This window comes from Agromyces sp. G08B096, assembly GCF_040267705.1.
Lineage (GTDB): Bacteria > Actinomycetota > Actinomycetes > Actinomycetales > Microbacteriaceae > Agromyces.
Genome location: NZ_CP158374.1, coordinates 1,024,927 through 1,048,332, shown reverse-complemented (window position 1 = coordinate 1,048,332; position 23,406 = coordinate 1,024,927). Strand labels below are relative to the sequence as shown.

Here is a 23,406-nt window from a genome sequence, read left to right as displayed (position 1 = left end):
GTCGTGCAGGTCAGCGGTTGTGCTCGAGGAAGACCGGCTCCCGCCATCCCTCGATCGCCTCGATCATGCGCATCGCGTCGACCGTCTCCCGCACGTTGTGCACGCGGACGATCCGCGCCCCCTGCAGGACCGCGTAGACGGCGGCCGCGATGGACCCCTCCACCCGGTCGCGCCGGTCGCGGCGGCCGAGGCTCTCGCCCACGAAGTCCTTGTTCGAGAGCGCGACGAGGGTGGGCCGGCCGAGCGCGACGACCTCGCTGAGCCGCCGCGTCAGCTCGAGCGAGTCGAGCGTGTGCTTGTTCAGGTCGTGCCCGGGGTCGACGATGATCCGGTCGGGTGCGATGCCGCGCGCCTCGGCGAGCGCGACGCGCTCTCGGAGGAAGGCGCAGACCTCGGCGACCACGTCGTCGTACCGCGGGGACGGGTACGGGGTGCGCGGCTTCGCGAGGCTGTGCGTGACGACGATGGCGGCGCCCGCCTCGGCGACGACGTCGGCCATGGCCGCGTCCTGCAGTCCCGTGGTGTCGTTGATGACGTGCGCCCCGGCGGCGAGGGCGGCCCGCGCGACTTCGGGCTGGAACGTGTCGACCGAGATCACGACCCCCGCGTCGGCGAGCGCTTCGACCACCGGCACCACGCGCTCGGCCTCCTCCTCGACCGGGATCGGCGGTCCGGGCGCGAACTTGGCCCCGCCGACGTCGACCCAGTCGGCGCCCTCGTCGATCGCCCGGCGGGCGGCCGCGACCGCGAGGTCGAGGGCGTCGGTCGCACCCTGGTCGTAGAACGAGTCCGGAGTGCGGTTCACGATCGCCATCACGGCGACCTGCCGATCGAAGTCGAACTCGCGCGGGCCGATCCGTCGCCGCCCGAGTCGAGCAGGAGTCTGTCGCATGCCGGACGCCGCCGCTCCGCGCGCGCCGGTCATGCCGCGTCTCCGGCGAGTGCGTCGAGCGGGACGGCCGGATCGGCGAGCTCCTCGGGCGAGACGACGCGTTCCGAGCGGATGAGTCGTTGGACGGCCGCGTTGACATCCCAGACATTGACGTTCATGCCGGCCACGACCCTGCCGTCGGCCAGCCAGAACGCGACGTACTCGCGCGCGGCGAGGTCGCCGCGGATCACCGGCGGTGCGCCGGCCGTGAGCTGACCGTACCCCGAGTACTCCATGCCGAGGTCGTACTGGTCGGTGTAGAAGTACGGCAGCTCGTCGAAGCGCACGGCCTCCCCGGCGAGCGCCCGACCGGCGAGGCGCCCGCCCGCGTCGGCGTTCGCCCAGTGATCGACGCGGAGATGGCGCCCCAGCCGTTCGTTCCAGGTCGCTGCGACGTCGCCCGCCGCGTAGACGTCCGGTGCGCTGGTGGCGAGGCTCGCGTCGGTGAGCACGCCGTCACGCACGTCGATGCCCGCGGATGCCGCGAGCCGGGTGTTCGGCGTCGCACCGATGCCGAACACGACGACGTCCGCCGACACCTCCTCGCCCGTGCCGAGCACGACGGCCGCGACCCGGCCGTTCACGCCCCGGACCGCGGTCACCTGGTCGGGGATGCGGAAGCGGACGCCCTCGCCCTCGTGCATCGCCTGGAAGCTCTCTCCGAGCTCGGCGCCGATCGCGGACGCCAGGGGCACGCCTCGCGCGACGACCACGACCTCGTTGCCGTGCCGACGGGCGGCCGCCGCCACCTCGAGTCCGATCCAGCCGCCGCCGACCACGACGACGCGGCGCCCGCCGCCAGTGAGCGCGCGGCGGAGCGCCGTCGCGTCCGTCAGCCGGCGCAGGTGATGGATGCCTCGGAGCCCGGCTCCGGGACCGGCGAACCGGCGCGGCGACGAGCCCGTGGCGAGCAGCAGCCGATCGTATCGCAGTGTCTCGCCCGAGGCATCCACCGTGTGCTCCGCCGGATCGAGCCCGCGCACGGCGACTCCGGTGCGGACGTCGACGCGATGCTCGCGGAACCACGCGGCGTCGAGCGGATACACCGCGGAGGAGGCATCCGTGCCGAGCAGGTACCCCTTCGACAGCGGCGGCCGCTCGTAGGGCCTGCGCCGCTCGTCGGTCAGCACGACGAGATCGCCGCCGAACCCGGCGGCTCGCGCCGACTCGACCGCTCTGGCGGCCGCGATGCCTCCGCCGACGACGATGATCCGCTCTCCACCAGCCATGCCTGCGATCCTTCCACGGACCGGGTCGGCCCGGGCCGACCCGACCCGCTCTCGGCGAGGCATCCGGCGACACTCGAAGAATGTTCAGCAAAGATCCAGGCGATCCGCAGGAGAATGGCGACATGAGCGACGGACCACGCATCCTCATCGTCGACGACGAGCCCAACATCCGCGACCTGCTGACGACCAGCCTGCGCTTCGCGGGCTTCGCCGTCCGCGCCGTCGGCAACGGCGCCCAGACCATCTCCGCCGTGCTCGAAGAGGAACCCGACCTCATCATCCTCGACGTGATGCTGCCCGACATGAACGGCTTCAGCGTCACGAAGCGGCTGCGCTCGGCGGGCTACACCGCCCCGATCCTCTTCCTCACCGCGAAGGACGACACCGAGGACAAGATCACGGGCCTCACGGTCGGCGGCGACGACTACGTCACGAAGCCCTTCTCGCTCGACGAGATCGTGGCGCGCATCAAGGCGATCCTCCGCCGCACCATGCACGCCGAGGAGGACGCCGTCATCCGCACCGGCGAGCTCACCATGGACCAGGACACCCATGAGGTGCTCGTCGGCGACGTGCCCGTCGAACTCTCTCCCACCGAGTTCAAGCTGCTGCGCTACCTCATGCTGAATCCGAACCGTGTGCTGTCGAAGGCCCAGATCCTCGACCACGTGTGGGAGTACGACTTCAACGGCGACGCCGGCATCGTCGAGAGCTACATCTCGTACCTGCGCCGCAAGCTGGACCAGCACTCGAGTGAACCCCTCATCCAGACCAAGCGCGGCTTCGGCTACATGCTGAAGTCGTCCAAGCCCTGACGAGGCCGTCGGCACAGCGCCGGTCCAGGGAGCGTCCGTAGACTCGGCCCGCCATGCATCAGAGCCTCACCGAGCGGTGGAACCGCATCTCCCTTCGCACCAAGATCACGGGTGTGACGGTGCTCATGCTGACCCTCGGGCTGCTCGTCTCGGGCATCGGCACCGCGGCGATGCTGCGCAACTACGTGGAGAGCCAGGTCGAGCACAAGCTGACGACGATGGCGAGCGGCGGGTCGCTGAGGGAGGAGTTCCGGAACTCGCGTGACGTCTTCATCGCGGTCTACGACGCCGACGGCTCGCTGAGCGAGGACAACTGGTCGAGCGAGAACCCCAACGTGCCGCCGAAGATCCCCCGGCAGCTGACCACGATGGACGTGCTGGAGACCAACCGCGACGGGTACGTCGTCCAGGAACTGCCCGACGCCGAGGGGCATCCCGTGTACCGCGCGGTCATCACGGTGCAGCAGGTCGACCACGGCACGAACGTCGCCGTCCTCATCGCGATCTCCACCGCCGAGAGCGAGCGGCTGCTCGCGGCGTACCTCACGATCTTCCTGGGCTTCGGCTTCGGGGTCATCCTCATCGGCGCGCTGCTGACGCGGATGATGGTCACCTCGACGTTCACCCCGCTCCGCGAGGTCGAGCGCACGGCGGCGGCGATCGCCGACGGCGACTTCAGCCAGCGCCTCGGCGGGGCGACGCCGAACACCGAGGTCGGGCGTCTCACGCGCTCGCTCAACACGATGCTGAACCGCATCGACCGCGCGTTCCGCGACCGGGCGCGCACCATCGAGCAGATGCGACGGTTCGTCGGGGATGCCTCGCACGAACTGCGCACCCCGCTCGTCTCGGTCCGCGGCTACGCCGAGCTCTACCGCATGGGCGCGCTGCAGACGCCCGAGGAGGTCGGGCAGGCGATGGACCGCATCGAGAAGGAGGCCATCCGCATGGGCGGCCTCGTCGAGGACCTGCTCGCCCTCGCCCGCCTCGACGAGGCGAAGCCGCTGGAGCTCGCCGAGGTCGACCTCGTGCCGCTCGCGCGCGACGCGGCCCTCGACGCCATGGCGGCGAACCCCGGACGCGTGGTCACCGTGATCGCGCCCGAGGACCGGGCACCGGATGCCACGGGCACCGCGCCCGTTCTCCAGGTCGAGCTCGACCCGGCTCCGGCGAAGGGCGCGAGAGGGAACCTGTCGTTCGCCGGCGCGACGCTGGCCCGCCTTCGCGGGAGGCGCGTGCGGTCCAAGGCCGGCGCCCCTGCGACACCGGTCGACGCGGGGGCCGCCGCCCCGGGCTCGGCGCCGTCTGCCGAGATCGCGGCGCCGACGGCGTCCGCAGCAGCCGCCGTGGCCGACCCTGGCGCGCAGGCCGCAGCGGGAGCCGGCGCGCCGACCGCGACCGTGCGACGTGCCGTGGTGCTCGCCGAAGAGAACAAGCTGCGCCAGGTCATCACCAACCTCATGGGCAACGCCGTGCGGTTCACCTCGATCGACAGCCCGATCGAGATCCGCGTGTCGGTCGACGACGACGCCGATCGCGCGATGCTCGAGGTCGTCGACCACGGCGAGGGCATCCCTCCGCAGATCCGGGAGAAGATCTTCCAGCGCTTCTGGCGCGCCGACACGTCGCGCACACGGGAGACCGGCGGCTCCGGCCTCGGGCTCGCCATCGTCTCCTCGATCGTCGCCGCGCACAACGGCACCGTCGACGTCGTCGAGACGCCGGGCGGCGGCGCGACCTTCCGCGTATCCCTGCCGCTCGCGGGCTCGCCGTCTGCACCGCAGCGCGTCGCCGAGGGCTGACCGACCCGCCCTCCACACCGGACCGGGCTCGCGAACGCGCACGGACCCTGGCAGGCCGGGCGGCGATCTCCGCCGGGCTCCCTACCGTGGTGCCCACCACGACCGAAGGGAACCCGATGACCAGCTACCACGTCGACGGCGAGCAGGTGCAGGCCGCCACCCAGTCCGCACACGCCGTGATGGGCCGCATCCAGGCCGATGTCGCGAGTCTCATGGGCCAGCTCACCGGACTGCAGTCGTCCTGGTCGGGGCAGGCCGCCTCGGCGTTCCAGGCGGCCGTCTCCGACTGGCGCGCCACGCAGCTCCAGGTCGAGCAGAGCCTCGCGGGGCTCAACCGGGCGCTCGGCGTCGCCGCCACGCAGTACCTCGACGTCGAACAGGCGAACGCGCGACTGTTCGCCAGGTGACGCGGCCGGTCCTCGCTGCCGCCACCTCACCGCGCGAGACACGACGAAGGGCGCCTCCCGCTCGGGAGACGCCCTTCGTGTGTCGGCTGACGCCCTGGACTAGAAGTCCATGCCGCCCGTCGGGTCGCCGACCGGAGCCGGCGTCTTCTCGGGCTTGTCGGCGACGACGGCCTCCGTGGTGAGGAAGAGGCCCGCGATCGACGCGGCGTTCTGCAGCGCCGAACGGGTCACCTTGGCGGGGTCGATGATGCCCTGCGCGAGCAGGTCGCCGTACTCGCCGGACGCCGCGTTCAGGCCGTGGCCGTCGGGCAGCTCGGCGACCTTGTTGGCCACGACACCCGGCTCGAGGCCGGCGTTGAGGGCGATCTGCTTGAGCGGAGCCTCGATCGCGACCTTGACGATGTTCGCACCGGTCGCCTCGTCGCCCGAGAGCTCGAGCTTGCCGAAGGCCTTCGCACCGGCCTGGATGAGGGCGACGCCACCACCGGCGACGATGCCCTCCTCGACGGCGGCCTTCGCGTTGCGGACGGCGTCCTCGATGCGGTGCTTGCGCTCCTTGAGCTCGACCTCGGTGGCCGCGCCCGCCTTGATGACGGCGACGCCGCCGGCGAGCTTGGCGAGGCGCTCCTGCAGCTTCTCGCGGTCGTAGTCGGAGTCGGTGTTCTCGATCTCCTGGCGGATCTGGGCCACGCGGCCGGCGATCTGCTCGGGGTCGCCCGCGCCCTCGACGATGGTGGTCTCGTCCTTGGTGATGACGACCTTGCGGGCCTGGCCGAGCAGGTCGAGGGTGACGTTCTCGAGCTTGAGGCCGAGCTCCTCGCTGATGACCTGGCCGCCCGTGAGGATGGCGATGTCCTGCAGCTGGGCCTTGCGGCGGTCGCCGAAGCCGGGCGCCTTGACGGCGACCGACTTGAAGATGCCGCGCACCTTGTTGACGATGAGCGTCGCGAGCGCCTCGCCGTCGACGTCCTCAGCGATGATGAGGAGCTGCTTGCCGGTCTGGATGACCTTGTCGACGATCGGCAGGAGGTCCTTGATGTTCGAGATCTTGGAGTTGGCGATGAGGATGTACGGGTCCTCGAAGACCGCCTCCTGGCGCTCGGGGTCGGTGACGAAGTACGCCGACAGGTAGCCCTTGTCGAAGCGCATGCCCTCGGTCAGCTCGAGCTCGGTGCCGAAAGTGTTCGACTCCTCGACGGTGACGACGCCCTCCTTGCCGACCTTGTCGATCGCCTCGGCGATGATCTCGCCGATCTGGGGGTCGGCGGCGGAGATCGACGCGGTCGCCGCGATCTCGTCCTTGGTCTCGATCTCCTTGGCGGCCGAGAGCAGCTCCTCGGAGACGGCCGCGACGGCCTTCTCGATGCCGCGCTTGAGGCTGATCGGGTCGGCGCCCGCGGCGACGTTGCGGAGGCCCTCGCGGACCAGCGCCTGGGCGAGCACGACCGAGGTCGTGGTGCCGTCACCGGCGACGTCGTCGGTCTTCTTCGCGACCTCCTTGACGAGCTCGGCGCCGATCTTCTCGTACGGGTCGTCGAGCTCGATCTCCTTGGCGATCGACACGCCGTCGTTGGTGATGGTGGGGGCGCCCCACTTCTTCTCGAGCACGACGTTGCGGCCGCGCGGGCCGAGGGTCACCTTGACCGCGTCGGCGAGCGTGTTGAGGCCACGCTCGAGACCGCGGCGGGCCTCCTCGTTGAAAGCGATGATCTTTGCCATGTGTGTCTCTCGTCCCTTCCCGGACGTCTGGAGATTCTGGGGTTAGCACTCGGATGAGACGAGTGCTAACACCGATTCTGGCACTCTCGATTCGAGAGTGCAAGCGAGCGGATGCCGCACGCGCGACCGCGATCAGGGCGTGAAGCCGACCGACCCGTCGACGGGCACGAGCTCGATCCAGGTCGTGCCCGGCGCGAGCCGGAGCGGCGACCCGTCGTCGGCGCTCAGCACGATCGGCGCCTCCTGCGACGCCTTCGACCACGAGCCGTGGGCCGTCCGCCCGGCCACCGAGACCCAGGCCTCGCCGGCGCCGCCGAGCACCGTGCGCGGCACATCCCCGTACGACCAGTCGATGGCGACGCGCAGCGTCACGACGTTGGTCGCGCGCACCCGGTCGCCCGACGCGTCGGTGTCGGGCCGGCCCTCCTGCAGCCGCAGCCACACGCCCGCGGAGGCATCCCATTCCCACGACGGGAACCGCGACTCGGAGAAGACCGCGTCGATGCGCGACGTCGGCGTCGCCGCCGCGCCCAGCGGTGCGAGCGGATCGGTGGACCCGTAGGCGAACTGCACCGGCGGCGGACCCAGCTCGGTGTGCCGGCCGACGGCCTCGTCCGCCGCGAGCAGCACGTCGTGGGGCGACGGGCGATCGTCGGCACGGGTGAAGAGGCCCGAGTCGTCGAAGTCGAAGACGAGGTTCACCACCGGGGTGTCCTCCATCATGGCCACGAACTGCTCCTGGCCGCCCGAGTACGCCACGAGCCCGCCGAAGGGCACCACGATGTCGGGATCCATCGGCCGGATCGAGCGGACGGGACCGACCTCCTCCGGCACGTCGGCGTGCCACACGGCGGCGTAGCGGGTGAGCCCGCCCTCGACGAGCTCCTCGAAGACGAGGTCCGCGCGGTTCAGGCCGATCTGGGGCCTCGCCTCCTCGTGATCGTCGATCTTCACCGCGATGGAGGGATGGTCGAGCGCCGAGGCATCCATGGGCGTCCCGCGGAGCGGCGCGAACGCGACCGCGACGGGCGGGGCGGGGTCGGCGGGCACGGGTCGCGCCGCCGCGCCTGGGGCCGGCGTGCCGGTCGGCACCGGACCGGCGGGCTCGCAGCCCGCGAGCGCGGCGACGGCGAGGACCGCGATCGACGTCGCGATGGCGACGCCCGCGCGCCTCGGCGCGGGACGCGCGGCTCCCCCCGGCATGGCGTCATCGTAGCCGGACCGGACACGCCGGTCCGCTCTCCGCGCGGCGCGGGTCGCCCGCGTGTCGCGACTGCCGCCGCCCGGAGACACGGAAGCGCCGCCCGGAGACACGGAAGCGCCGCCCGACGCATCGGGCGGCGCATCCGGGACGAGTGAGATCAGGCGGGGCGCACCGATTCGGCCTGAGGGCCCTTGGCCCCCGTGCCGACCTCGAAGACGACCTGCTGGCCCTCCTCGAGGACCTTGTAGCCCGCCATGTCGATCGCGGAGTAGTGGACGAAGACGTCCTGGCCGCCGCCGTCGACCGTGATGAACCCGTATCCCTTTTCAGCGTTGAACCACTTGACGGTTCCGTTCGCCATGCGTTGCTCCCATGTTGCAGTGTGTCGTCAGCACGTGCCTGCGGCCAGTACCGGGCCCCCCTTCGTGCTGACGTGCACCGGATGATGCGTGGCGTTCCACACGGGATCGAGCGACCTTCTCCAGATTGGAGGGACGCGGCGGGCGCGCACAAGAGGGGTTCCGCGGCGAAATGTCGCAGAATGGCAACGATTCGGGCCCGCAGGGCCGGGCGCGATCAGCCGCCGGTGGCGGTCGCGTAGTCGGCGCCGAGCACGACCGCGAGCGGCGTGCCGATCTCGGCGAACTTCGGGTCGAGCCGCACGTCCATCTCCGGAAGGGCCTGCGCGACGCCCCGCGCGGCGCCCTCGAGCTCGGGCGAGGCGTAGTACACGTAGCTCTCGGTGAGATCCTGCTCGCTCGCGTTGGCGGTGGCGCCGACGGGGATGCCGGCCGCCTGCAGCGTCTCGGCCGCGCGCGCCGCGAGGCCCGCCGTGGCCGTGCCGTTCAGCACCGTGACGGGGATGTCGGGCGCCACGGTTGGCGCCGCCGTCGCGGTGGGCTCGGGCGCCTGCGACGCCTGCGGCTCGTCGCCGAAGTTCAGCCGGTCGTTGAAGACGACGACGCCGACGATGCCGGCGGCCGCGAGCACCACGGTCGCGAGGGCGGCCCAGCCGAACGTGATCCAGCCCTGACCGGGCCGCCGAGGCGCCCGGTGCGCGCCGACGCGCTCCATGCCGTGCGGGATGCGGTCGAACCGGTCGCGGGGGAACTTCTGAGCCATGGGGTCCAGTCGTGGGTTCGGGGCCGGGTCAGTCGATCGACCGGCCGAGGGACAGGGTGCGACGCGAGCGGGCTGCGGCGCGTGCATCGCGCATCCGCTGCAGTCGTTTGACGAGCATGGGGTCGTGCCGGAGCGCAGCGGGCGAGTCGATGAGGCCGCCGAGGATCCGATAGTACCGGGCGGCGGAGATGCCGAACTCGGCGCGGACGGCCTCGGCCTTGGCGCCGGGATCCGCGAAGGACCGCGACTCGAACGCGAGGATGCGGCGGTCGAGGTCTCCGAGCGCGTCGGCCGGCGTGCTGCGCTCCGTCGTCCCGGACGCGCCCGGTGGCGCGTCGGCCGGCTCGCGGTGCGGACGGGAGGCCGCTGCGCCGTCGCTCATGCCGCCTCCCTCGTCGCCCGGCCCGTCGCCGCGCGTTCGAGCACATCCTAGGCAGTGGGCGCCTGGGAGCACGCCGAGCCGGACGGCGCGCCCGCGAGCAGACCTGCGGCGACCGGGGAACAGCGGCACGCTCACGGGGGTTGCACCATGCGCGGGACTAGGCTGAACGGCGCCCGCGATCCCGGCCGAGCGGCCGGGGCGGAAGGAGAACGATGGGATACCGCGTCGAGAAGAGCGACGAGGAATGGCGCGCCGAGCTCGACCCCGAGCAGTACGCGGTGCTCCGCGAGGCCGCGACCGAGCGCCCGTGGACGGGTGAACTGCTCGACGAGGAGCGCGCCGGCATCTACACCTGCGCCGCGTGCGGCGCCGAGCTGTTCAAGAGCGGCACGAAGTTCGACTCGGGCTGCGGCTGGCCGAGCTTCTACGAGTCGGTCCGCCCCGAGGCCGTCGAGCTCATCGAGGACACCTCGCTCGGCATGGTCCGCACCGAGGTCCGGTGCGCGGCCTGCGGGTCGCACCTCGGCCACGTCTTCCCCGACGGGTTCGGCACGCCCACGGGCGACCGCTACTGCATGAACTCGCTGGCCCTCGGGTTCACCCCCGAGGCCTGATCCGTGGCGTCGGTCCGCGAGGCGGCGCTCGCGAGGCGCTCGTCGCCGAAGGTGACGGATGCCGCGCCCGGCGACGACGAGCTCGCCGCGCTCGTCGAGGCCGCCGGCCGCGTGGCCGACCACGCGTCGCTCGCGCCCTGGCGAGTGATCGCCGTCCGCGGCGACGCCAGGGCCCGGCTCGGGACGGCCCTGGCCGCCGCCGCGGGCGCCGAGGGCGAGGCCGCCGCGAAGCTCGCGGCCAAGCCCTTGCGGGCGCCCCTGCTCGTCGCCATCGTCGCCTCGGTGACGGAGGGGCATCCGAAGGTCCCCGTCTGGGAGCAGGAGGCCGTCGCCGCGGGCGTCGGGCATCTGCTGAGCCTCCTCCTCGACGAGGCGGGCTGGGGCGTGATGTGGCGCACCGGCCCCTACACGAGGCATCCCGCCGTCGCCGCTGTGCACGGACTCGGCGAGGGCGAACGGCTGATGGGCTGGCTCTACGTGGGCGGCCGCCCCGAGGGCGCGCGCACGACCCGCCCGTCCGCGACGACCGCCGGGCGCCTCAGCTCACTGCACTGAACCGGCGCCCGCCGCCTGCTCGTCCGCCGCGACGTGCCGGTGCATTCGGCGGGGCAGGCTCGCGAGCCCGACCGCCGCGAGGGCGAGCACCGTGCCGCCGATCGTGGCGGCGTCGACCGTTCGCCCGTGCGTCGGCAGCAGCAGGTCGAGCGCGAGCGCGGCCGTGAGCTGCCCCGCGACGCCCGCGAGGGCGAGCACGAGCACGCCGATCACCCGCACGACGACGGCCTGCCCGGCGATGAACAGGCAGCCGAGCACACCGCCCAGGTAGAGCCACGGCTCCGACGGCAGCGCTTCGGGGAATCCCACCGCCGCGGCGTGCACGAGCATGACGACGACCAGCGCCGTCGTGCCGACGGCGAAGTTCAGCACGGTGGAGGTCAGCGCGCTGTCCGCGGCGCCCCGGACCCGGCCGTTCACCGCCTGCTGCCACGCCGCACCGATGCCAGCGGCGAAGGGCAGGAGCATGAGCAGCAGCGGCACGTCGTGGACGAGCTGCGCGGACATCGCCCATCCGATCGCCGCCAGCGCCAGAAGCGCTCCCGCCAGGCGCGACCACGTCACCCGGCGACGCCCGCCCGGTCCGAGACCGACCACGTCGAACACGAGTCCGCCGACCGTCTGCCCGGCCACGATCGCGACCGTGAACACGGCGACGCCCAGCACGCCGGCGGAGAGGCCCTGCGTCGTCACGAAGTACGCGCCCGCGAGCCCGCCGAGGAGCATCCACCAGGCGATGCGGCGGTGCCGGAGCTCGCCCCGCAGCCGCGCGAACCCCGCCCGTCCGGGCCGCCAGCAGGCGAGGGCCACGAGCAGCACGACCAGCCCCGACCCGAACGAGATCGCGGCCGCCGTGTACGGGTCGGCGAGCTCGGTCGCGAGTTCGCCGTTGATGCGGGACTGCACCGCCGTGCCGGCGCCGCAGGCGAGCGCGATGCCGACGGCGACCCAGACCGGGAGCCTGGTCCGCTCGGCGTGGGGATGCACCTGCCCCGACGCGGCCGTCTCGATGGTGCCCGTCGGGGTCGCGGATGTCTCGTCCATGGAGCCGGCTGCGGGACTCGAACCCGCAACCACCGCTTTACAAGAGCGGTGCGCTACCAATTGCGCCAAGCCGGCGAGGGATGCCTCGAGCCCATCCTACCGACCGGCGGCGGCCTGCCCGTGGAACGCACGAGGCGGGCCCGGCGTCGCCGGACCCGCCTCGCGGTGGTCGAACCTTACTGGGCCGGTGCCGGGGTCGGCGTGGGCGTGGCCTCGAGCGAGCTCTCGCTCGCGGCCTGCGTCACGAACGCCTGGAACTCGCCCGGGTCGGTGAGCGAACCCTCGTACGGCTTGCCGTTGACGAGCACCGTGGGGGTGCCGGTGACGGCCTCGAGGTCGGAGTTCGGGATGGGTCCGCTCAGCGCGCGCGTGGTCGCGTCCTGCACCCACGCCTTGAACCGGACGTCGTCGATGCAGGAGTTCACCTGCGAGAGCGACCCGACGCCCGCATCGGACGCGAGCTGCTTCAGCTGATCGTTCGTGAGCCCCGTGGAGCCCTCCTCGGGCTGGTTCTCGAAGAGGATCGCGTTGTAGTCGAAGAACGACTCGGGCGACAGGTCGGCGACGCACGCGGCGGCGTTGGCCGCGCGGAGCGAGTACTGGGTGCCCGCGGACTTGTTCGTCAGGATCGCGATCGGGTGCACCTCGAGCGTCGCGGCACCCGACTCGACGAGCGTGCGCATCGTCTCGGCGTTCGTCGCCTCGAACTGGCCGCAGAACGGGCAGAGGTAGTCGACGTAGGTGACGATGTTGGCGACGTCGCCGCTGTCGTCCTGCACGGTGGCTACGGGGTCGTCGCCCGGCTGCAGCGCCGGCGTCTCGACCGCGGTGATGGCGCCGTCGACGCCCTGCAGCACGATGCCGTCGCTCGCCATGTTGCGCGGGCCGGGGCCGGCCGGCTTGACGCTGTTGAAGATGGCCCAGGCCACGAGACCGGCGATCACCACGACGGCGACGATCACTCCGCCCTGCACGAGCACCTTCTTGCGACGATCGCGCCGCTTCTGCTCCTCGCGGAGGAGTCGCGCCTTCTCGCGGGCCGCCTCCCTGCGCTCGTTACGGGTCGGACGTGGCTGACTGGAACCGCCGTTGCTCATCGATGGTCACTTTCGGACTGTGCTGTGGGAGCCCCTGGCGCTGAGGCAGCGACCGGGCCGTGGGGGCGCGCGCATCCATGCGTGCGGACGCCACCACGATAGTAGGGACGATGGCTGGGAAACACCCAAGACGGATGCCCCGCCGCCGGCCGGCGGCCGCGGCTTGCGCGGCGGTTCGCGCGTGCGATACTGAGTGGGCGTCGCTGGCGACGCACTCATCCATCACTACGGATCGTCCGGCACGTACCTGCCGGTGAAGGAGAACCAGAGAACCATGGCATCAGTCACGTTCGACAAGGCCACCCGCCTGTACCCGGGCGGCACCCGTCCGGCCGTCGACCAGCTCGACCTCGAGATCGCCGACGGCGAGTTCCTCGTCCTCGTCGGCCCGTCCGGCTGCGGCAAGTCCACGTCGCTCCGTATGCTCGCCGGCCTCGAAGAGGTCAACGAGGGCAACATCTTCATCGGCGACCGCAACGTCACCGACGTGCCCCCGAAGGACCGCGACATCGCGATGGTCTTCCAGAACTACGCGCTGTACCCGCACATGACCGTCGCCGAGAACATGGGCTTCGCGCTCAAGATCGCCGGCGTCGGCAAGGACGAGCGCGCCGCGCGCGTGCTCGAGGCTGCGAAGCTGCTCGACCTCGAGCCCTACCTCAACCGCAAGCCGAAGGCCCTCTCGGGTGGTCAGCGTCAGCGCGTCGCCATGGGCCGCGCGATCGTGCGTCAGCCGCAGGTCTTCCTCATGGACGAGCCGCTGTCGAACCTCGACGCGAAGCTCCGTGTGCAGACCCGCACCCAGATCGCCTCGCTCCAGCGCCGTCTCGGCGTCACCACGGTCTACGTCACGCACGACCAGACCGAGGCGCTCACCATGGGCGACCGCATCGCGGTGCTGAAGGACGGCGTCCTCCAGCAGGTCGGCACCCCGCGCGACCTGTACGAGCAGCCGAACAACGTCTTCGTCGCGGGCTTCATCGGCTCGCCGGCGATGAACCTGTTCCACGCCGACGTCGCCGAGGGCGGCATCCGGTTCGGCACGGCGGTCGTGCCGGTCGAGCGCGACGTGCTCGAGCACGCGGGCACGCAGGTCACCGTCGGCGTCCGCCCCGAGGACATCCAGGTCTCGACCACGCAGGGCGAGGGCCTGGCCGTCACGGTCGACCTCGTCGAGGAGCTCGGCGCCGACGGCTACCTCTACGGCCACTCCGACATCGAGGGCAAGCGCACCGACATCGTCGCGCGCGTCGACGGCCGCACCCACCCGTTCGCGGGCGACACGGTCTACCTCACCCCGACGCCGAACCACGTCCACGTGTTCGACGCCGAGTCGGGCGAGCGCCTCGGCCACCGCGTCGCCGCGAGCTAGTCTCCGCAGATCGATCGGATGCCGGTCGGGCTTCGGCCCGGCCGGCATCCGTCGTTTCCGCCGCGCACGCGCCGCCGGCGCATCTGGAAGGATCGAACCCATGAGCGGCTCCCTCTCGATCACCTCGGCCATGGCCGACCCGGCCCTCCTCGACCTGCCGTGGGACCTCCCGCTCGAGGCCTGGCCGAGCGACACGATCGCGGCGCTGCCGAAGGGCATCTCGCGTCACCTCGTGCGCTTCGCCCACCTCGGTGGCCACGTCGTGGCGATCAAGGAGACGACCGCCGAGATGGCGAAGGGCGAGTACGAGATGCTGCGGACCCTGCAGCGACTCGAGATCCCCTGCGTCGACCCTGTCGCCGTCATCACGAATCGCACCGACGCAGAGGGCGAGGCGCTGAAGCCCGTCCTCGTCACACGGCACCTCCGCTTCTCCCTTCCCTACCGCGCGCTGTTCTCGCAGACGCTCCGCCCCGACACCGCGACGCGGCTCGTCGACGCCCTCGCGGTCCTCCTCGTGCGCCTGCACATCGTCGGCTTCTTCTGGGGCGACGTGTCGCTGTCGAACACGCTCTTCCGCCGCGACGCGGGCGCGTTCGCCGCGTACCTGGTCGATGCCGAGACCGGCAAGCTCTACGAGGGCGGGCTCTCGAACGGCCAACGCGAGAACGACCTCGAGATCGCCCGGGTCAACATCGCGGGCGAGCTGCTCGACCTCGAGGCTGGCGGCCGCGTCGCCGACGAGCTCGACCCCGTGCGCATCTCCGACGGCATCGTCGACGCGTACCGCAGCCTCTGGACCGAGCTGACCGGTGTCGAGTCGTTCGCCACGGCCGAACGCTGGCGCATCAACGAGCGGGTCAACCGGCTGAACGAGCTCGGCTTCGACATCGAGGAGCTGGCGATCAAGACGGATGACTCGGGCACGACGGTCCGCATCCAGCCGAAAGTCGTCGACGCCGGGCATCATCAGCGCCGCCTCCTCCGGCTCACGGGCCTCGACGCCGGGGAGAACCAGGCCCGGCGGCTCCTCAACGACCTCGACTCCTACCGCGCGGCGTACGGCAAGGGCGACCTCGACGAGGAGATGGTGGCCCACGAGTGGCTCATGCGCGTGTTCGAGCCGGTGGTGCGGGCCATCCCGACCGAGCTGCGCGGCAAGCTCGAGCCCGCGGAGGTCTTCCACCAGTTGCTCGACCACCGGTGGTTCCTGGCACAGCGCGAGGGGCACGACATCCCGCTCGCCGAGGCCGTGACGAGCTACATCAACACCGTGCTCCGCCACCGGCGTGACGAGGCGACCATGATCGACCCGCCGACCGGTGCGATCACCACCGCGATGCCGACGATCGACACGGCGGCCATCCCCGTCGTCGATCCCGACGACGAGGGCGACTGGCGCGCGAAGGTCTAGCCCTGGGGGGCAGCGGCCGCGTCGGGCGCCGCCGCGGCGCGCAGCTTCGAAATCTCGTAGAGCGTCACCGAGGCCGCGATGCCGGCGTTCAGCGACTCCGTCGCCGAGCTGATCGGGATCGACACGATGGCGTCGCACGTCTCGGTCACGAGCCGCGACAAGCCCTTGCCCTCGGAGCCGACCACGACGACGATCGGCCGGTCGGCCCACGAGAGGCCCGGCAGCGACACATCGCCGCCGCCGTCGAGGCCGAGGACGAACACGCCGCGCTCCTTCAGCAGCTTCAGCGTCTGGGTGAGGTTCGTGGCCATCGCGACCGGCACGCGCGCGGCGGCACCAGCCGAGGTCTTCCACGCGCCGGCGTTCACGCCCACGGAACGCCGCTGCGGCACGATCACGCCCTGCCCGCCGAAGGCGGCGGTCGACCGGATGATCGCCCCGAGGTTCCGGGCGTCGGTGATGCCGTCGAGGGCGACGAACAGCGGCGTCTCGTCGTTCGCGAGCACCTCGTCGAGCAGCTCGATCGGGTGCGCGTACTCATAGGGCGGCACCTTCAATGCGAGGCCCTGGTGCACACCGCCCTCGCCGGCGAGGCGGTCGAGCTCGGGACGCATCACCTCGAGGATCGGGATGCCGCGGTTGGTCGCCAGCTTCACGGCTTCCTTCACCCGGTCGTCCATCTCGATGCGAGCGGCGATGTACAGCGTGGTCGCCGGCACGCGGGTGCGGAGCGCCTCGACGACCGAGTTGCGGCCGGTCACGATCTCCGACTCGTCGCCGCTCCGCGAACGCTGCGCGGCGCCCGAGGCTCCGCGGGGCGCCCCCTTCGAGGTGCTCGCCCCGGCCGGCCGGCCCTTGCCGCCCGCCGCCTTGTAGCGCTCCTCAGCCGCCTTCCGCTTGCCGGCCGGATGCCACGCGCGGTCTTCGGCCTTCGGCGTCGGGCCCTTGCCCTCGAGCGCCTTGCGGCCGTGGCCGCCGGTGCCGACCTGCTTGCCCTTGCCGCTCTTGCGAACGGCTCCGCCGCGTCCCTTGCCGGTGCTGCCCTTCATGAGCTGAGGCTCCAATGCGTTCCTGAAGACGAGTCTTCGATGGTGATGCCCGCGGCTGCGAGCTCGGCCCGGATGCGATCCGCGGCCTGGTAGTCCTTGGCCAGGCGAGCGGCCTGGCGGTCGTCGATGAGGCGCGTGACGAGCGCGTCGAGGGCGGCGGCGGCCGGCCCCTGCTCCGCGGTCGCCCAGTGCGGGTCGCGCGGATCGATGCCGAGCACGCCGACCATCGCGACGACCTGGCCGTGCGCGGCCGCAGCCTCGTGCAGCTGCTCGCCGTCGAGGGCGTGGTTGCCCGCGCGCACCGTGTCGTGCAGCACGGCGAGCGCCTGCGGCACCCCGAGGTCGTCGTCCATCGCCTCGGCGAACGGCTCTGGCACGACGGGCGCGCCCTCCCCGGCGAACCGGGTGCCCGCGAGCCGGCGCTCGACGCGTGCGAGGAAGGTGCGGATGCGATCGACCGCAGCCTCAGCCTCGGCGAGGGCGCCGGGGCCGTAGTCGAGCGTCGAGCGGTAGTGGGCGGCGCCCAGCAGGTAGCGGATCGCCAGCGGCGACGCGAGCTCGAGCAGCTCGGCGGCGTAGACGGAGTTGCCGAGCGACTTCGACATCTTCTGGCCGCCGATGTTCACGAGGCCGTTGTGCACCCAGTACCGCGCGAAGCCGTCGCCGGCCGCGGTGGACTGGGCGAGCTCGTTCTCGTGATGCGGGAACCGCAGGTCGAGTCCGCCGCCGTGGATGTCGAACTCGGGCCCGAGGTAACGCCGGCTCATGGCGGAGCACTCGATGTGCCAGCCCGGGCGGCCGGCGCCCCAGGGCGACTCCCACGAGGCGGACTCGGGTTCCTCGGGCTTCCGGCCCTTCCACAGCGCGAAGTCTCGCGGGTCGCGCTTGCCGCGGGGGTCCGCGTCGGGCGCGGCCTCCATGTGCTCGCGCGACTGCCGGGTGAGCTCGCCGTAGGCGGGCCAGCTCGACGTGTCGAAGTAGACGTCGCCGGAGGCATCCGTCGCGGGGTACGCGTGACCGCGCTCGATGAGGCGGGCGATCAGCTCCTGCATCTGCATGATGCTCGCCGTCGCGCGCGGCTCGTAGGTGGGCGGGAGAATGCCGAGCGCGCGGTAGCCCGCCGAGAACTCGAGCTCGACGCGGTAGGCGAGCGCCCACCACTGCTCGCCGGTGACGGCCTCGAGGATCTTGTCGTCGATGTCGGTGACGTTGCGGACGAAGGTCACCTCGTAGCCGCGGTAGGAGAGCCAGCGCCGCATGACGTCGTAATTGAGGGCGCTGCGCAGGTGGCCGATGTGCGGGCTCGACTGCGGGGTGGGTCCGCAGACGTACATGCCGACGTGCCCCTCGCGGAGGGGCACGAAGTCGCGAAGCGCCTGGGCCTTGGTGTCGTACAGTCGGAGCGTCACCCGTCAAGCCTACCGGCGGCGGGCGCGCCCGGCCTGGTCAGGTCGGGAGGATGACGGCGGTCGCGATCGCCGCGACCCCCTCGCCGCGGCCCGTGAGCCCGAGGCCATCGGTCGTCGTCGCGGCCACGCTGACCGGGGCGCCGAGCGCCCCCGAGAGTACGCGCTGCGCCTCCTCGCGCCGCGGTGCGAGCTTCGGGCGATTGCCGAGCAGTTGCACGCTCACGTTGCCGATGCGGAAGCCCGCCTGCTCGACGAGCTGCCGCGCCCGGGCGAGGAAGACCTCGCCGTGCGCGCCGGCGAGCTCGGGGTCGTCCGTGCCGAACACGCTGCCGAGGTCGCCCAGGCCCGCGGCCGAGAGCAGCGCGTCGACGATGGCGTGGCTCACGGCGTCGCCGTCGCTGTGGCCGGCGAGCCCGCGCTCGCCCGGCCACTCGAGCCCGGCGATCCAGAGGGGCGTGGCCTGGTCGTCGGCGAAGGCGTGCACGTCGACGCCGGTGCCGATCCGTGGCGCTGCGGGCACCGGCACGGATGCTCCCGCCCCCGCGAACCGCTCGGACGCCCCCGGCGAGCCGGCTTCCCGGGCGTGCCCGGCCCGATCGCGCACGAGCCGGTCGGCGCGGGCCAGGTCGGCGGGCACGGTGATCTTGAAGGCGCGCGCATCGCCGGGGACCACGTCGACGGCGAGGCCGATGGCGGCGACGAGGGCGGCGTCGTCGGTGTACTCCGCACCGCGTTCCGCAGCGGTCGCGTACCCCCGGTCGAGGGCGTCGCGCGGAAACCCCTGCGGCGTCTGGACCGCCGCGAGCTCGGACCGGTCGACGGTCTCCACCACACGCCGACCGGCGTCGACGCGCTTGATGGTGTCGACGACGTCGAGCGCCGGGATCACCCCGTGCCCGCGTGATCGCACCGCCTGCACCACCTCGTCGAACACGAGCGCAGGGGTCAGCGCCCGTGCCGCATCGTGCACGAGCACGGTATCGACCAGGTGCGGCACGACGCCGAGGCCGCGTGCCACCGAGTCCTGCCGGCTCGAGCCGCCTGCGACGACGTCGAGCGGGGCGTCGGCCGCGGCGGCCACCGGGCCGAGGAGCTCGCGGGCCTCGTCCACGCGCGACTCGGGCACCACGACCACCAGGTGCGGCGTCTCCCGCATGCCCAGCACGGCATCCACCGCGACGGCCAGCATCGGCCGCCCGCCGACGGATACGAAGGCCTTCGGCTCGGGATGCCCGAGCCGGGTGCCGCTGCCGGCGGCCACGACGATGACGGCGACGGTCGAAGCGCTCACGCTCCGACCCTAGCCCGTGCACGTGTGGCAGGCTGGCCCGATGAGACGACTGCAGACCATCGCGGCCGCGGCTGCGATCGCGTGTCTCACGGGGTGCGCGACCGCCGCCTCACCCGAGGACCTCGCCGACCGCGCCGCGGCGGCGGGCATCGCACCCGACCTCGTCTCCACGACGTCGATCGAGGGCTACGACCTCGCCGGGCAGTCGGTGGGCGTGTACGGCGACGACGGGATGTCGGCGATCTACGTCGCCGCGGCCGACGGCGACCAGATCCGGCTCACGACGGCGCGAGGCACCTTCGACGAAGCGGGATGCGAGGCGCTGCCGATCGAGGAGGCTCCCGACGCGGAGGTCGCGTGCACGCGCGACGGCGACGTGTGGCACCGGGAAGCGAACGGCCGACACGAATACGTCGTCGCCCGCGACGGAGCCCTGGTGCGGCTCGTGGGCACGGCGGCGACCGAGCCGTCGGCGCTCGCCGAGGCCGCCGAGGGGGTGCACGTGCCGAACGCCGCCGAACTCGACGCGCTCTTCGCGGACGTGCCCGTCATCGATCCCGACCGCGAACCGGTCGAGCGCGGCGATCTGCCCGAACAGGGCGATCTCGCTCCGGGCGACCCTCCGGGCGCGAGCGGCTGACCTCACCGGATCGGGGCAGGTGGCCCCACCCGGACGGCCCGATCCGGCCGGCCGAAACCGGTCGCGCCGGCCCCGGACAGCACGATGAGCGGTGGCCGCGGCCACCGCTCATCGATCGCGGTATCAGGAGGCGAGGACCTCGTCGAGCACGACCGAGGCCTGCTCCTCGTCGGTCTTCTCCGCCAGCGCGAGCTCGGAGATGAGGATCTGACGCGCCTTCGCCAGCATCCGCTTCTCCCCCGCGGACAGGCCACGGTCCTGGTCGCGGCGCCAGAGGTCGCGGACGACCTCCGAGACCTTGATCACGTCGCCCGACGCGAGCTTCTCCAGGTTCGCCTTGTACCGGCGCGACCAGTTGGTCGGCTCCTCGGTGAAGGGGGCGCGCAGCACCTCGAAGACCTTGTCGAGGCCTTCCTTGCCGATGACGTCGCGCACGCCGACCAGGTCGACGTTCTCGGCCGGAACCTCGATGACGAGGTCGCCCTGCGTGACGTTCAGCTTGAGGTAGAGCTTCTCTTCGCCCTTGATGACGCGTTTCTTGACTTCGACGATCGTTGCGGCGCCGTGGTGGGGGTAAACGACGGTCTCGCCAACCTCAAAAAGCATGAATCGGTGTCCTTTCGGCAACTTTCAGTTTATCACACCGCTCACCTGCTAAGGTTCCGCCTCCGGCCTCGCGACCGCCCGTAGGCTATGCTCGTCTCGACCCTGCGCGCCGGGCCGGCAGCCTCGCGCGCTCACGCACTTGGAGGTTCTGTGAAGGCGCGTCTCGCGGCATCCGCTGCCCTGGCTCTCGGCATCGTCATCGGCGCAAGCGGCTGCTCGATGGTCACGTACCAGGCGACGACCGAGCACTACGACGCGAGCGACGGCATCTCCGCCAACGTCGGCACCCTCGACCTCCGCAACATCCTCGTGATCACCGAGGCCGGCGAGGAGGACGCGAGCCTCGTCTTCACCGTCTCCAACTCCGGCGAGGACGACGCCGAGCTCACGGCCGAGCCCGTCGACGGCGGCGAGCCCGTGACCCTCGAGGTCGAGGCCGGCAGCCAGGTCGTCCTCGGCGCCGACGGCGACGAGCCGCTCACGCTCGAAGGACTGTCGGCCGACCCCGGCGCGCTCGTCTCGATCTACTTCTCCGCCGAGGGCGCCGAGGGCGTCGAGCTCCGCGTGCCCGTGCTCGACGGCTCGCTGCCCGAGTACGCCGACCTGCTGCCCTAGCGGCGGCCCGCGCCGCGGCGGCGGCCTGCCGCGGATCGGCGGTCCGCTCGCGCTACGCCTCGAACCGGTAGCCGAGGCCGCGGACGGTCACGAGCTGCACGGGCTCCGACGGCACCTCTTCGATCTTCGAGCGGATGCGCTTGATGTGCACGTCGAGGGTCTTGGTGTCGCCGAAGTAGTCCGAGCCCCACACGCGATCGATCAGCTGACCGCGGGTCAGCACCCGGCCCGGATTGCGCATGAGCAGCTCGAGCAACTCGAATTCCTTCAGCGGCATCTGCACCGCCGCCCCGTCGACCTCGACCGTGTGCCGGTCGACGTCCATCCGCACCCGGCCGCCCTCCAGCACCGACTCGTCGAAGTCGAGCGCCTCCACCCGGCGCCGGAGCACCGCACGGATGCGGGCCAGCAGCTCGCGCGTCGAGTACGGCTTCGTGACGTAGTCGTCGGCGCCCAGCTCGAGGCCCACGACGATGTCGATCTCGGAGTCCTTCGCGGTCAGCATGATGATCGGCACGCTCGACCGGTTCCGGATCTCGCGGCACACCTCCGTGCCGGGCAGGCCGGGCAGCATGAGGTCGAGCAGCACCAGGTCGGCGCCCGCGCGGTCGAACGCGGCGACCGCGTCGCGGCCGTCGGCGGCGACCTCCACCTCGTACCCCTCCCGCTCCAGCAGGAACGCGAGCGGCTCGCTCAGGGCGGCCTCGTCTTCGACGAGCAGGATTCGGGTCACGCGGATGCTCCTCCGGGGGCGGCGGCCGGTGCGGCCGCATGGTCGTCATAAGTGGATGCCTCGTCGGCGGAGCCGGAGGCATCCGTCTGGATCGCCTCGCCCTGCTCGGCGATCGGAAGCCGGATCGTGAACGTGGCTCCTCGGCCGGGGCGCGACCAGACGCGCACCTCGCCGCCGAGGTTCTGCACCGTGTGCTTCACGATGGAGAGGCCGAGTCCGCTGCCGCCGGTGTTGCGCGACCGGGCCTGGTCGACCCGGTAGAACCGCTCGAACACGCGATCGAGGTCCTCCTCGGCGATGCCGATGCCCTGATCGGTGACCGCGATCTCGACGATCGCGCCGTCGACGCGCACGCCCACGCCGACCCGGCCGCCCTCGTTCGAGTACGCGATCGCGTTGGCCACGAGGTTGTGCACGGCGACGACCATGAGCGAGCGGTCGCCCCAGACCTGCGCGCCGCTCTTGGCGCGCACCGCGACCTCGATGCCCTTGCTCGCCGCGACGACGCGGTTCTGCTCGACGGCGGCCCGGCATGCGTCGTCGACGTCGACGAGCTCATCGGGTCGCAGCGCGTCCTGCGCCTGCAGACGCGAGAGCTCGATCACCTCGTTCGTGATGTGGGCGAGCCTCGCCGACTCGACGCTGAGCCGGTTCGCGAACCGGCGCACCTGCTCGGGCTCCTCGGCCGCCATGTCGATCGCCTCGGCGAGCAGGCTCACCGACGCGATCGGCGTCTTCAGCTCGTGGCTGATGTTCGCCACGAAGTCGCGGCGCACCTCGTCGAGCCGGTGCGCCTCGGTGCGGTCCTCGGCGAGCAGCAGCACGAACCTCGTGCCGAGCCGCGCGGCGCGCACGCGAAGGCGCAGCTGGGCCTGGCCGAACGGGCCCCTCGGCACGATCACCTCGGCGTCGGCGGGCTCCCCGGTGCGCCGGACGCCGGCGACGAGGTCGGCGAACTCCGCGTGCACGAGCGACTGGTCGCGCACGAGACCCATGGAGAGGGCGCCCGGCGAGGCGCGGAGCACGTTGTTCGAGGGATCGAGGACGATCCCGGCCGACTCGAGCACGTCGAGCACCTGGCCCACGCCGTCGGGGATCGTGGGGGCGACGACGCGCGCGGCGGCGTTCCCGCGGCGCTCCGCGACGTGCAGCACGATCATGAACGCGGCGCCGAGGAAGACGCCGAAGGCCAGGGCGGCGAGCACCAGCCAGGTGGACTCCATGTGCACCACGATAACGAGACGTGAAGGGCCGCACGGCCCGGATGGCCCCGTACGGCGCTACGTTAGGAAGTGTTCAGGTTCGCGGCACCTGCTGTTCACCCGCCGCCGGGAGGATGACCGGGGCCGGAGGGAA

Annotated in this window: 24 protein-coding genes and 1 tRNA gene; 9 read left to right on the top strand and 16 right to left on the bottom strand. The window is 72.0% G+C overall.

The annotated features are described in order from the left end of the window. Positions 1–10: 10 nt before the first annotated feature. Positions 11–892 (bottom strand): dihydropteroate synthase, encoded by an 882-nt coding sequence (gene folP / locus ABIQ69_RS05170; RefSeq protein ID WP_350349314.1) that lies wholly within the window; start codon positions 890–892, stop codon positions 11–13. Between the two features lie 29 nt (positions 893–921). Continuing rightward, positions 922–2,160 (bottom strand): FAD-dependent oxidoreductase, encoded by a 1,239-nt coding sequence (locus ABIQ69_RS05165; protein WP_350349313.1) that lies wholly within the window; start codon positions 2,158–2,160, stop codon positions 922–924. 122 nt (positions 2,161–2,282) lie between these two features. Between ABIQ69_RS05165 and ABIQ69_RS05160 the strand changes: the two genes are divergently transcribed. From ABIQ69_RS05160 to ABIQ69_RS05150, 3 genes are all read left to right on the top strand, one after another. After that, positions 2,283–2,975 (top strand): response regulator transcription factor, encoded by a 693-nt coding sequence (locus ABIQ69_RS05160; protein ID WP_350349312.1) that lies wholly within the window; start codon positions 2,283–2,285, stop codon positions 2,973–2,975. A 53-nt stretch (positions 2,976–3,028) separates the two neighbouring features. Next, a complete protein-coding gene (locus ABIQ69_RS05155; RefSeq protein ID WP_350349311.1) occupies positions 3,029–4,777 on the top strand; it encodes an ATP-binding protein in 1,749 nt (582 codons plus the stop codon). A 116-nt stretch (positions 4,778–4,893) separates the two neighbouring features. Further along, a complete protein-coding gene (locus tag ABIQ69_RS05150; protein WP_350349310.1) occupies positions 4,894–5,184 on the top strand; it encodes a WXG100 family type VII secretion target in 291 nt (96 codons plus the stop codon). A gap of 99 nt (positions 5,185–5,283) precedes the next feature. Here ABIQ69_RS05150 and groL read toward each other — a convergent pair whose 3' ends face one another. The 5 genes from groL to ABIQ69_RS05125 all read right to left on the bottom strand — a co-directional run bounded on the left by groL (position 5,284) and on the right by ABIQ69_RS05125 (position 9,611). Further along, entirely contained in the window at positions 5,284–6,903 is a 1,620-nt protein-coding gene (gene groL / locus ABIQ69_RS05145; RefSeq protein WP_350349309.1) for a chaperonin GroEL, read from the bottom strand. A 132-nt stretch (positions 6,904–7,035) separates the two neighbouring features. Further along, the gene (locus ABIQ69_RS05140) at positions 7,036–8,106 is read right to left on the bottom strand and encodes a DUF3048 domain-containing protein (RefSeq protein WP_350349308.1); all 1,071 of its coding nucleotides are present in this window, start codon (positions 8,104–8,106) and stop codon (positions 7,036–7,038) included. Positions 8,107–8,264: 158 nt separating this feature from the next. Then, entirely contained in the window at positions 8,265–8,468 is a 204-nt protein-coding gene (locus tag ABIQ69_RS05135; protein WP_153685455.1) for a cold-shock protein, read from the bottom strand. A 215-nt stretch (positions 8,469–8,683) separates the two neighbouring features. Further along, positions 8,684–9,229: a LytR C-terminal domain-containing protein gene (locus tag ABIQ69_RS05130; protein ID WP_350349307.1), complete on the bottom strand. Its 546-nt coding sequence runs from the start codon at positions 9,227–9,229 to the stop codon at positions 8,684–8,686. Between the two features lie 28 nt (positions 9,230–9,257). Continuing rightward, complete coding sequence (locus ABIQ69_RS05125) at positions 9,258–9,611, bottom strand: DUF3263 domain-containing protein (protein ID WP_350349306.1); 354 nt, start codon at positions 9,609–9,611, stop codon at positions 9,258–9,260. A 212-nt stretch (positions 9,612–9,823) separates the two neighbouring features. On the opposite strand from ABIQ69_RS05125, the gene msrB reads away from it, so the two are divergent. Together msrB and ABIQ69_RS05115 are read left to right on the top strand one after the other, a co-directional pair. Continuing rightward, entirely contained in the window at positions 9,824–10,225 is a 402-nt protein-coding gene (msrB, locus tag ABIQ69_RS05120; protein WP_350349305.1) for a peptide-methionine (R)-S-oxide reductase MsrB, read from the top strand. 3 nt (positions 10,226–10,228) lie between these two features. Further along, complete coding sequence (locus ABIQ69_RS05115; RefSeq protein WP_350349304.1) at positions 10,229–10,780, top strand: nitroreductase family protein; 552 nt, start codon at positions 10,229–10,231, stop codon at positions 10,778–10,780. Here ABIQ69_RS05115 and ABIQ69_RS05110 read toward each other — a convergent pair. The 3 genes from ABIQ69_RS05110 to ABIQ69_RS05100 form a co-directional block, all read right to left on the bottom strand. Then, a complete protein-coding gene (locus ABIQ69_RS05110) occupies positions 10,769–11,824 on the bottom strand; it encodes a DMT family transporter (RefSeq protein WP_350349303.1) in 1,056 nt (351 codons plus the stop codon). The genes ABIQ69_RS05115 and ABIQ69_RS05110 overlap by 12 nt on opposite strands. After that, positions 11,824–11,899, bottom strand: a tRNA-Thr gene (locus ABIQ69_RS05105). The genes ABIQ69_RS05110 and ABIQ69_RS05105 overlap by 1 nt, the downstream gene beginning before the upstream one ends. Before the next feature lie 101 nt (positions 11,900–12,000). Further along, positions 12,001–12,921, bottom strand: coding sequence for a thioredoxin domain-containing protein (locus tag ABIQ69_RS05100; RefSeq protein WP_350349302.1), 921 nt, complete (start codon positions 12,919–12,921; stop codon positions 12,001–12,003). 274 nt (positions 12,922–13,195) lie between these two features. On the opposite strand from ABIQ69_RS05100, the gene ugpC reads away from it, so the two are divergent. Beyond that, positions 13,196–14,293, top strand: a complete 1,098-nt coding sequence (gene ugpC / locus ABIQ69_RS05095) for a sn-glycerol-3-phosphate ABC transporter ATP-binding protein UgpC (RefSeq protein WP_350349301.1) — start codon at positions 13,196–13,198, stop codon at positions 14,291–14,293. Positions 14,294–14,393: 100 nt separating this feature from the next. Further along, positions 14,394–15,707, top strand: coding sequence for a DUF4032 domain-containing protein (locus tag ABIQ69_RS05090; protein ID WP_350349300.1), 1,314 nt, complete (start codon positions 14,394–14,396; stop codon positions 15,705–15,707). On the opposite strand, the gene rlmB is transcribed toward ABIQ69_RS05090, so the two are convergent. From rlmB to ispD, 3 genes are read right to left on the bottom strand one after another with little or no spacing between them, the layout of a single operon-like run. After that, entirely contained in the window at positions 15,704–16,756 is a 1,053-nt protein-coding gene (rlmB, locus tag ABIQ69_RS05085; RefSeq protein WP_350349299.1) for a 23S rRNA (guanosine(2251)-2'-O)-methyltransferase RlmB, read from the bottom strand. The two genes, ABIQ69_RS05090 and rlmB, sit on opposite strands and share 4 nt — an antisense overlap. Continuing rightward, the gene (gene cysS / locus ABIQ69_RS05080) at positions 16,753–18,165 is read right to left on the bottom strand and encodes a cysteine--tRNA ligase (RefSeq protein ID WP_350349298.1); all 1,413 of its coding nucleotides are present in this window, start codon (positions 18,163–18,165) and stop codon (positions 16,753–16,755) included. Before cysS ends, rlmB begins: the two co-directional genes overlap by 4 nt. Before the next feature lie 37 nt (positions 18,166–18,202). Then, the gene (gene ispD, locus ABIQ69_RS05075) at positions 18,203–19,456 is read right to left on the bottom strand and encodes a 2-C-methyl-D-erythritol 4-phosphate cytidylyltransferase (RefSeq protein WP_350349297.1); all 1,254 of its coding nucleotides are present in this window, start codon (positions 19,454–19,456) and stop codon (positions 18,203–18,205) included. Positions 19,457–19,496: 40 nt separating this feature from the next. On the opposite strand from ispD, the gene ABIQ69_RS05070 reads away from it, so the two are divergent. Further along, on the top strand, positions 19,497–20,096 hold the full coding sequence (locus ABIQ69_RS05070) for a hypothetical protein (protein ID WP_350349296.1): 600 nt from the start codon (positions 19,497–19,499) through the stop codon (positions 20,094–20,096). A 123-nt stretch (positions 20,097–20,219) separates the two neighbouring features. On the opposite strand, the gene ABIQ69_RS05065 is transcribed toward ABIQ69_RS05070, so the two are convergent. Next, a complete protein-coding gene (locus ABIQ69_RS05065; RefSeq protein ID WP_350349295.1) occupies positions 20,220–20,702 on the bottom strand; it encodes a CarD family transcriptional regulator in 483 nt (160 codons plus the stop codon). A gap of 150 nt (positions 20,703–20,852) precedes the next feature. Here ABIQ69_RS05065 and ABIQ69_RS05060 point away from each other — a divergent pair, with 150 nt between their 5' ends. After that, entirely contained in the window at positions 20,853–21,317 is a 465-nt protein-coding gene (locus ABIQ69_RS05060; RefSeq protein ID WP_350349294.1) for a hypothetical protein, read from the top strand. A 52-nt stretch (positions 21,318–21,369) separates the two neighbouring features. Here the strand turns inward: ABIQ69_RS05060 and ABIQ69_RS05055 are convergent, their stop codons facing one another. Continuing rightward, on the bottom strand, positions 21,370–22,050 hold the full coding sequence (locus ABIQ69_RS05055) for a response regulator transcription factor (RefSeq protein ID WP_350349293.1): 681 nt from the start codon (positions 22,048–22,050) through the stop codon (positions 21,370–21,372). Continuing rightward, positions 22,047–23,273 carry an ATP-binding protein gene (locus ABIQ69_RS05050; RefSeq protein ID WP_350349292.1) on the bottom strand — a complete coding sequence of 409 codons (1,227 nt, stop codon included), beginning with the start codon at positions 23,271–23,273 and terminating at the stop codon, positions 22,047–22,049. The genes ABIQ69_RS05055 and ABIQ69_RS05050 overlap by 4 nt, the downstream gene beginning before the upstream one ends. Positions 23,274–23,406: the final 133 nt, after the last annotated feature.

Excerpts from the sequence above, each read along its gene's own strand:
- folP (WP_350349314.1), bottom strand. The coding sequence starts at position 892 with ATGCGACAGACTCCTGCTCGACTCGGGCGGCGACGGATCGGCCCGCGC.
- ABIQ69_RS05165 (WP_350349313.1), bottom strand. The coding sequence starts at position 2,160 with ATGGCTGGTGGAGAGCGGATCATCGTCGTCGGCGGAGGCATCGCGGCC.
- ABIQ69_RS05160 (WP_350349312.1), top strand. The coding sequence starts at position 2,283 with ATGAGCGACGGACCACGCATCCTCATCGTCGACGACGAGCCCAACATC.
- ABIQ69_RS05155 (WP_350349311.1), top strand. The coding sequence starts at position 3,029 with ATGCATCAGAGCCTCACCGAGCGGTGGAACCGCATCTCCCTTCGCACC.
- ABIQ69_RS05150 (WP_350349310.1), top strand. The coding sequence starts at position 4,894 with ATGACCAGCTACCACGTCGACGGCGAGCAGGTGCAGGCCGCCACCCAG.
- groL (WP_350349309.1), bottom strand. The coding sequence starts at position 6,903 with ATGGCAAAGATCATCGCTTTCAACGAGGAGGCCCGCCGCGGTCTCGAG.
- ABIQ69_RS05140 (WP_350349308.1), bottom strand. The coding sequence starts at position 8,106 with ATGCCGGGGGGAGCCGCGCGTCCCGCGCCGAGGCGCGCGGGCGTCGCC.
- ABIQ69_RS05135 (WP_153685455.1), bottom strand. The coding sequence starts at position 8,468 with ATGGCGAACGGAACCGTCAAGTGGTTCAACGCTGAAAAGGGATACGGG.
- ABIQ69_RS05130 (WP_350349307.1), bottom strand. The coding sequence starts at position 9,229 with ATGGCTCAGAAGTTCCCCCGCGACCGGTTCGACCGCATCCCGCACGGC.
- ABIQ69_RS05125 (WP_350349306.1), bottom strand. The coding sequence starts at position 9,611 with ATGAGCGACGGCGCAGCGGCCTCCCGTCCGCACCGCGAGCCGGCCGAC.
- msrB (WP_350349305.1), top strand. The coding sequence starts at position 9,824 with ATGGGATACCGCGTCGAGAAGAGCGACGAGGAATGGCGCGCCGAGCTC.
- ABIQ69_RS05110 (WP_350349303.1), bottom strand. The coding sequence starts at position 11,824 with ATGGACGAGACATCCGCGACCCCGACGGGCACCATCGAGACGGCCGCG.
- ABIQ69_RS05100 (WP_350349302.1), bottom strand. The coding sequence starts at position 12,921 with ATGAGCAACGGCGGTTCCAGTCAGCCACGTCCGACCCGTAACGAGCGC.
- ugpC (WP_350349301.1), top strand. The coding sequence starts at position 13,196 with ATGGCATCAGTCACGTTCGACAAGGCCACCCGCCTGTACCCGGGCGGC.
- ABIQ69_RS05090 (WP_350349300.1), top strand. The coding sequence starts at position 14,394 with ATGAGCGGCTCCCTCTCGATCACCTCGGCCATGGCCGACCCGGCCCTC.
- rlmB (WP_350349299.1), bottom strand. The coding sequence starts at position 16,756 with ATGAAGGGCAGCACCGGCAAGGGACGCGGCGGAGCCGTTCGCAAGAGC.
- ABIQ69_RS05070 (WP_350349296.1), top strand. The coding sequence starts at position 19,497 with ATGAGACGACTGCAGACCATCGCGGCCGCGGCTGCGATCGCGTGTCTC.
- ABIQ69_RS05065 (WP_350349295.1), bottom strand. The coding sequence starts at position 20,702 with ATGCTTTTTGAGGTTGGCGAGACCGTCGTTTACCCCCACCACGGCGCC.
- ABIQ69_RS05050 (WP_350349292.1), bottom strand. The coding sequence starts at position 23,273 with ATGGAGTCCACCTGGCTGGTGCTCGCCGCCCTGGCCTTCGGCGTCTTC.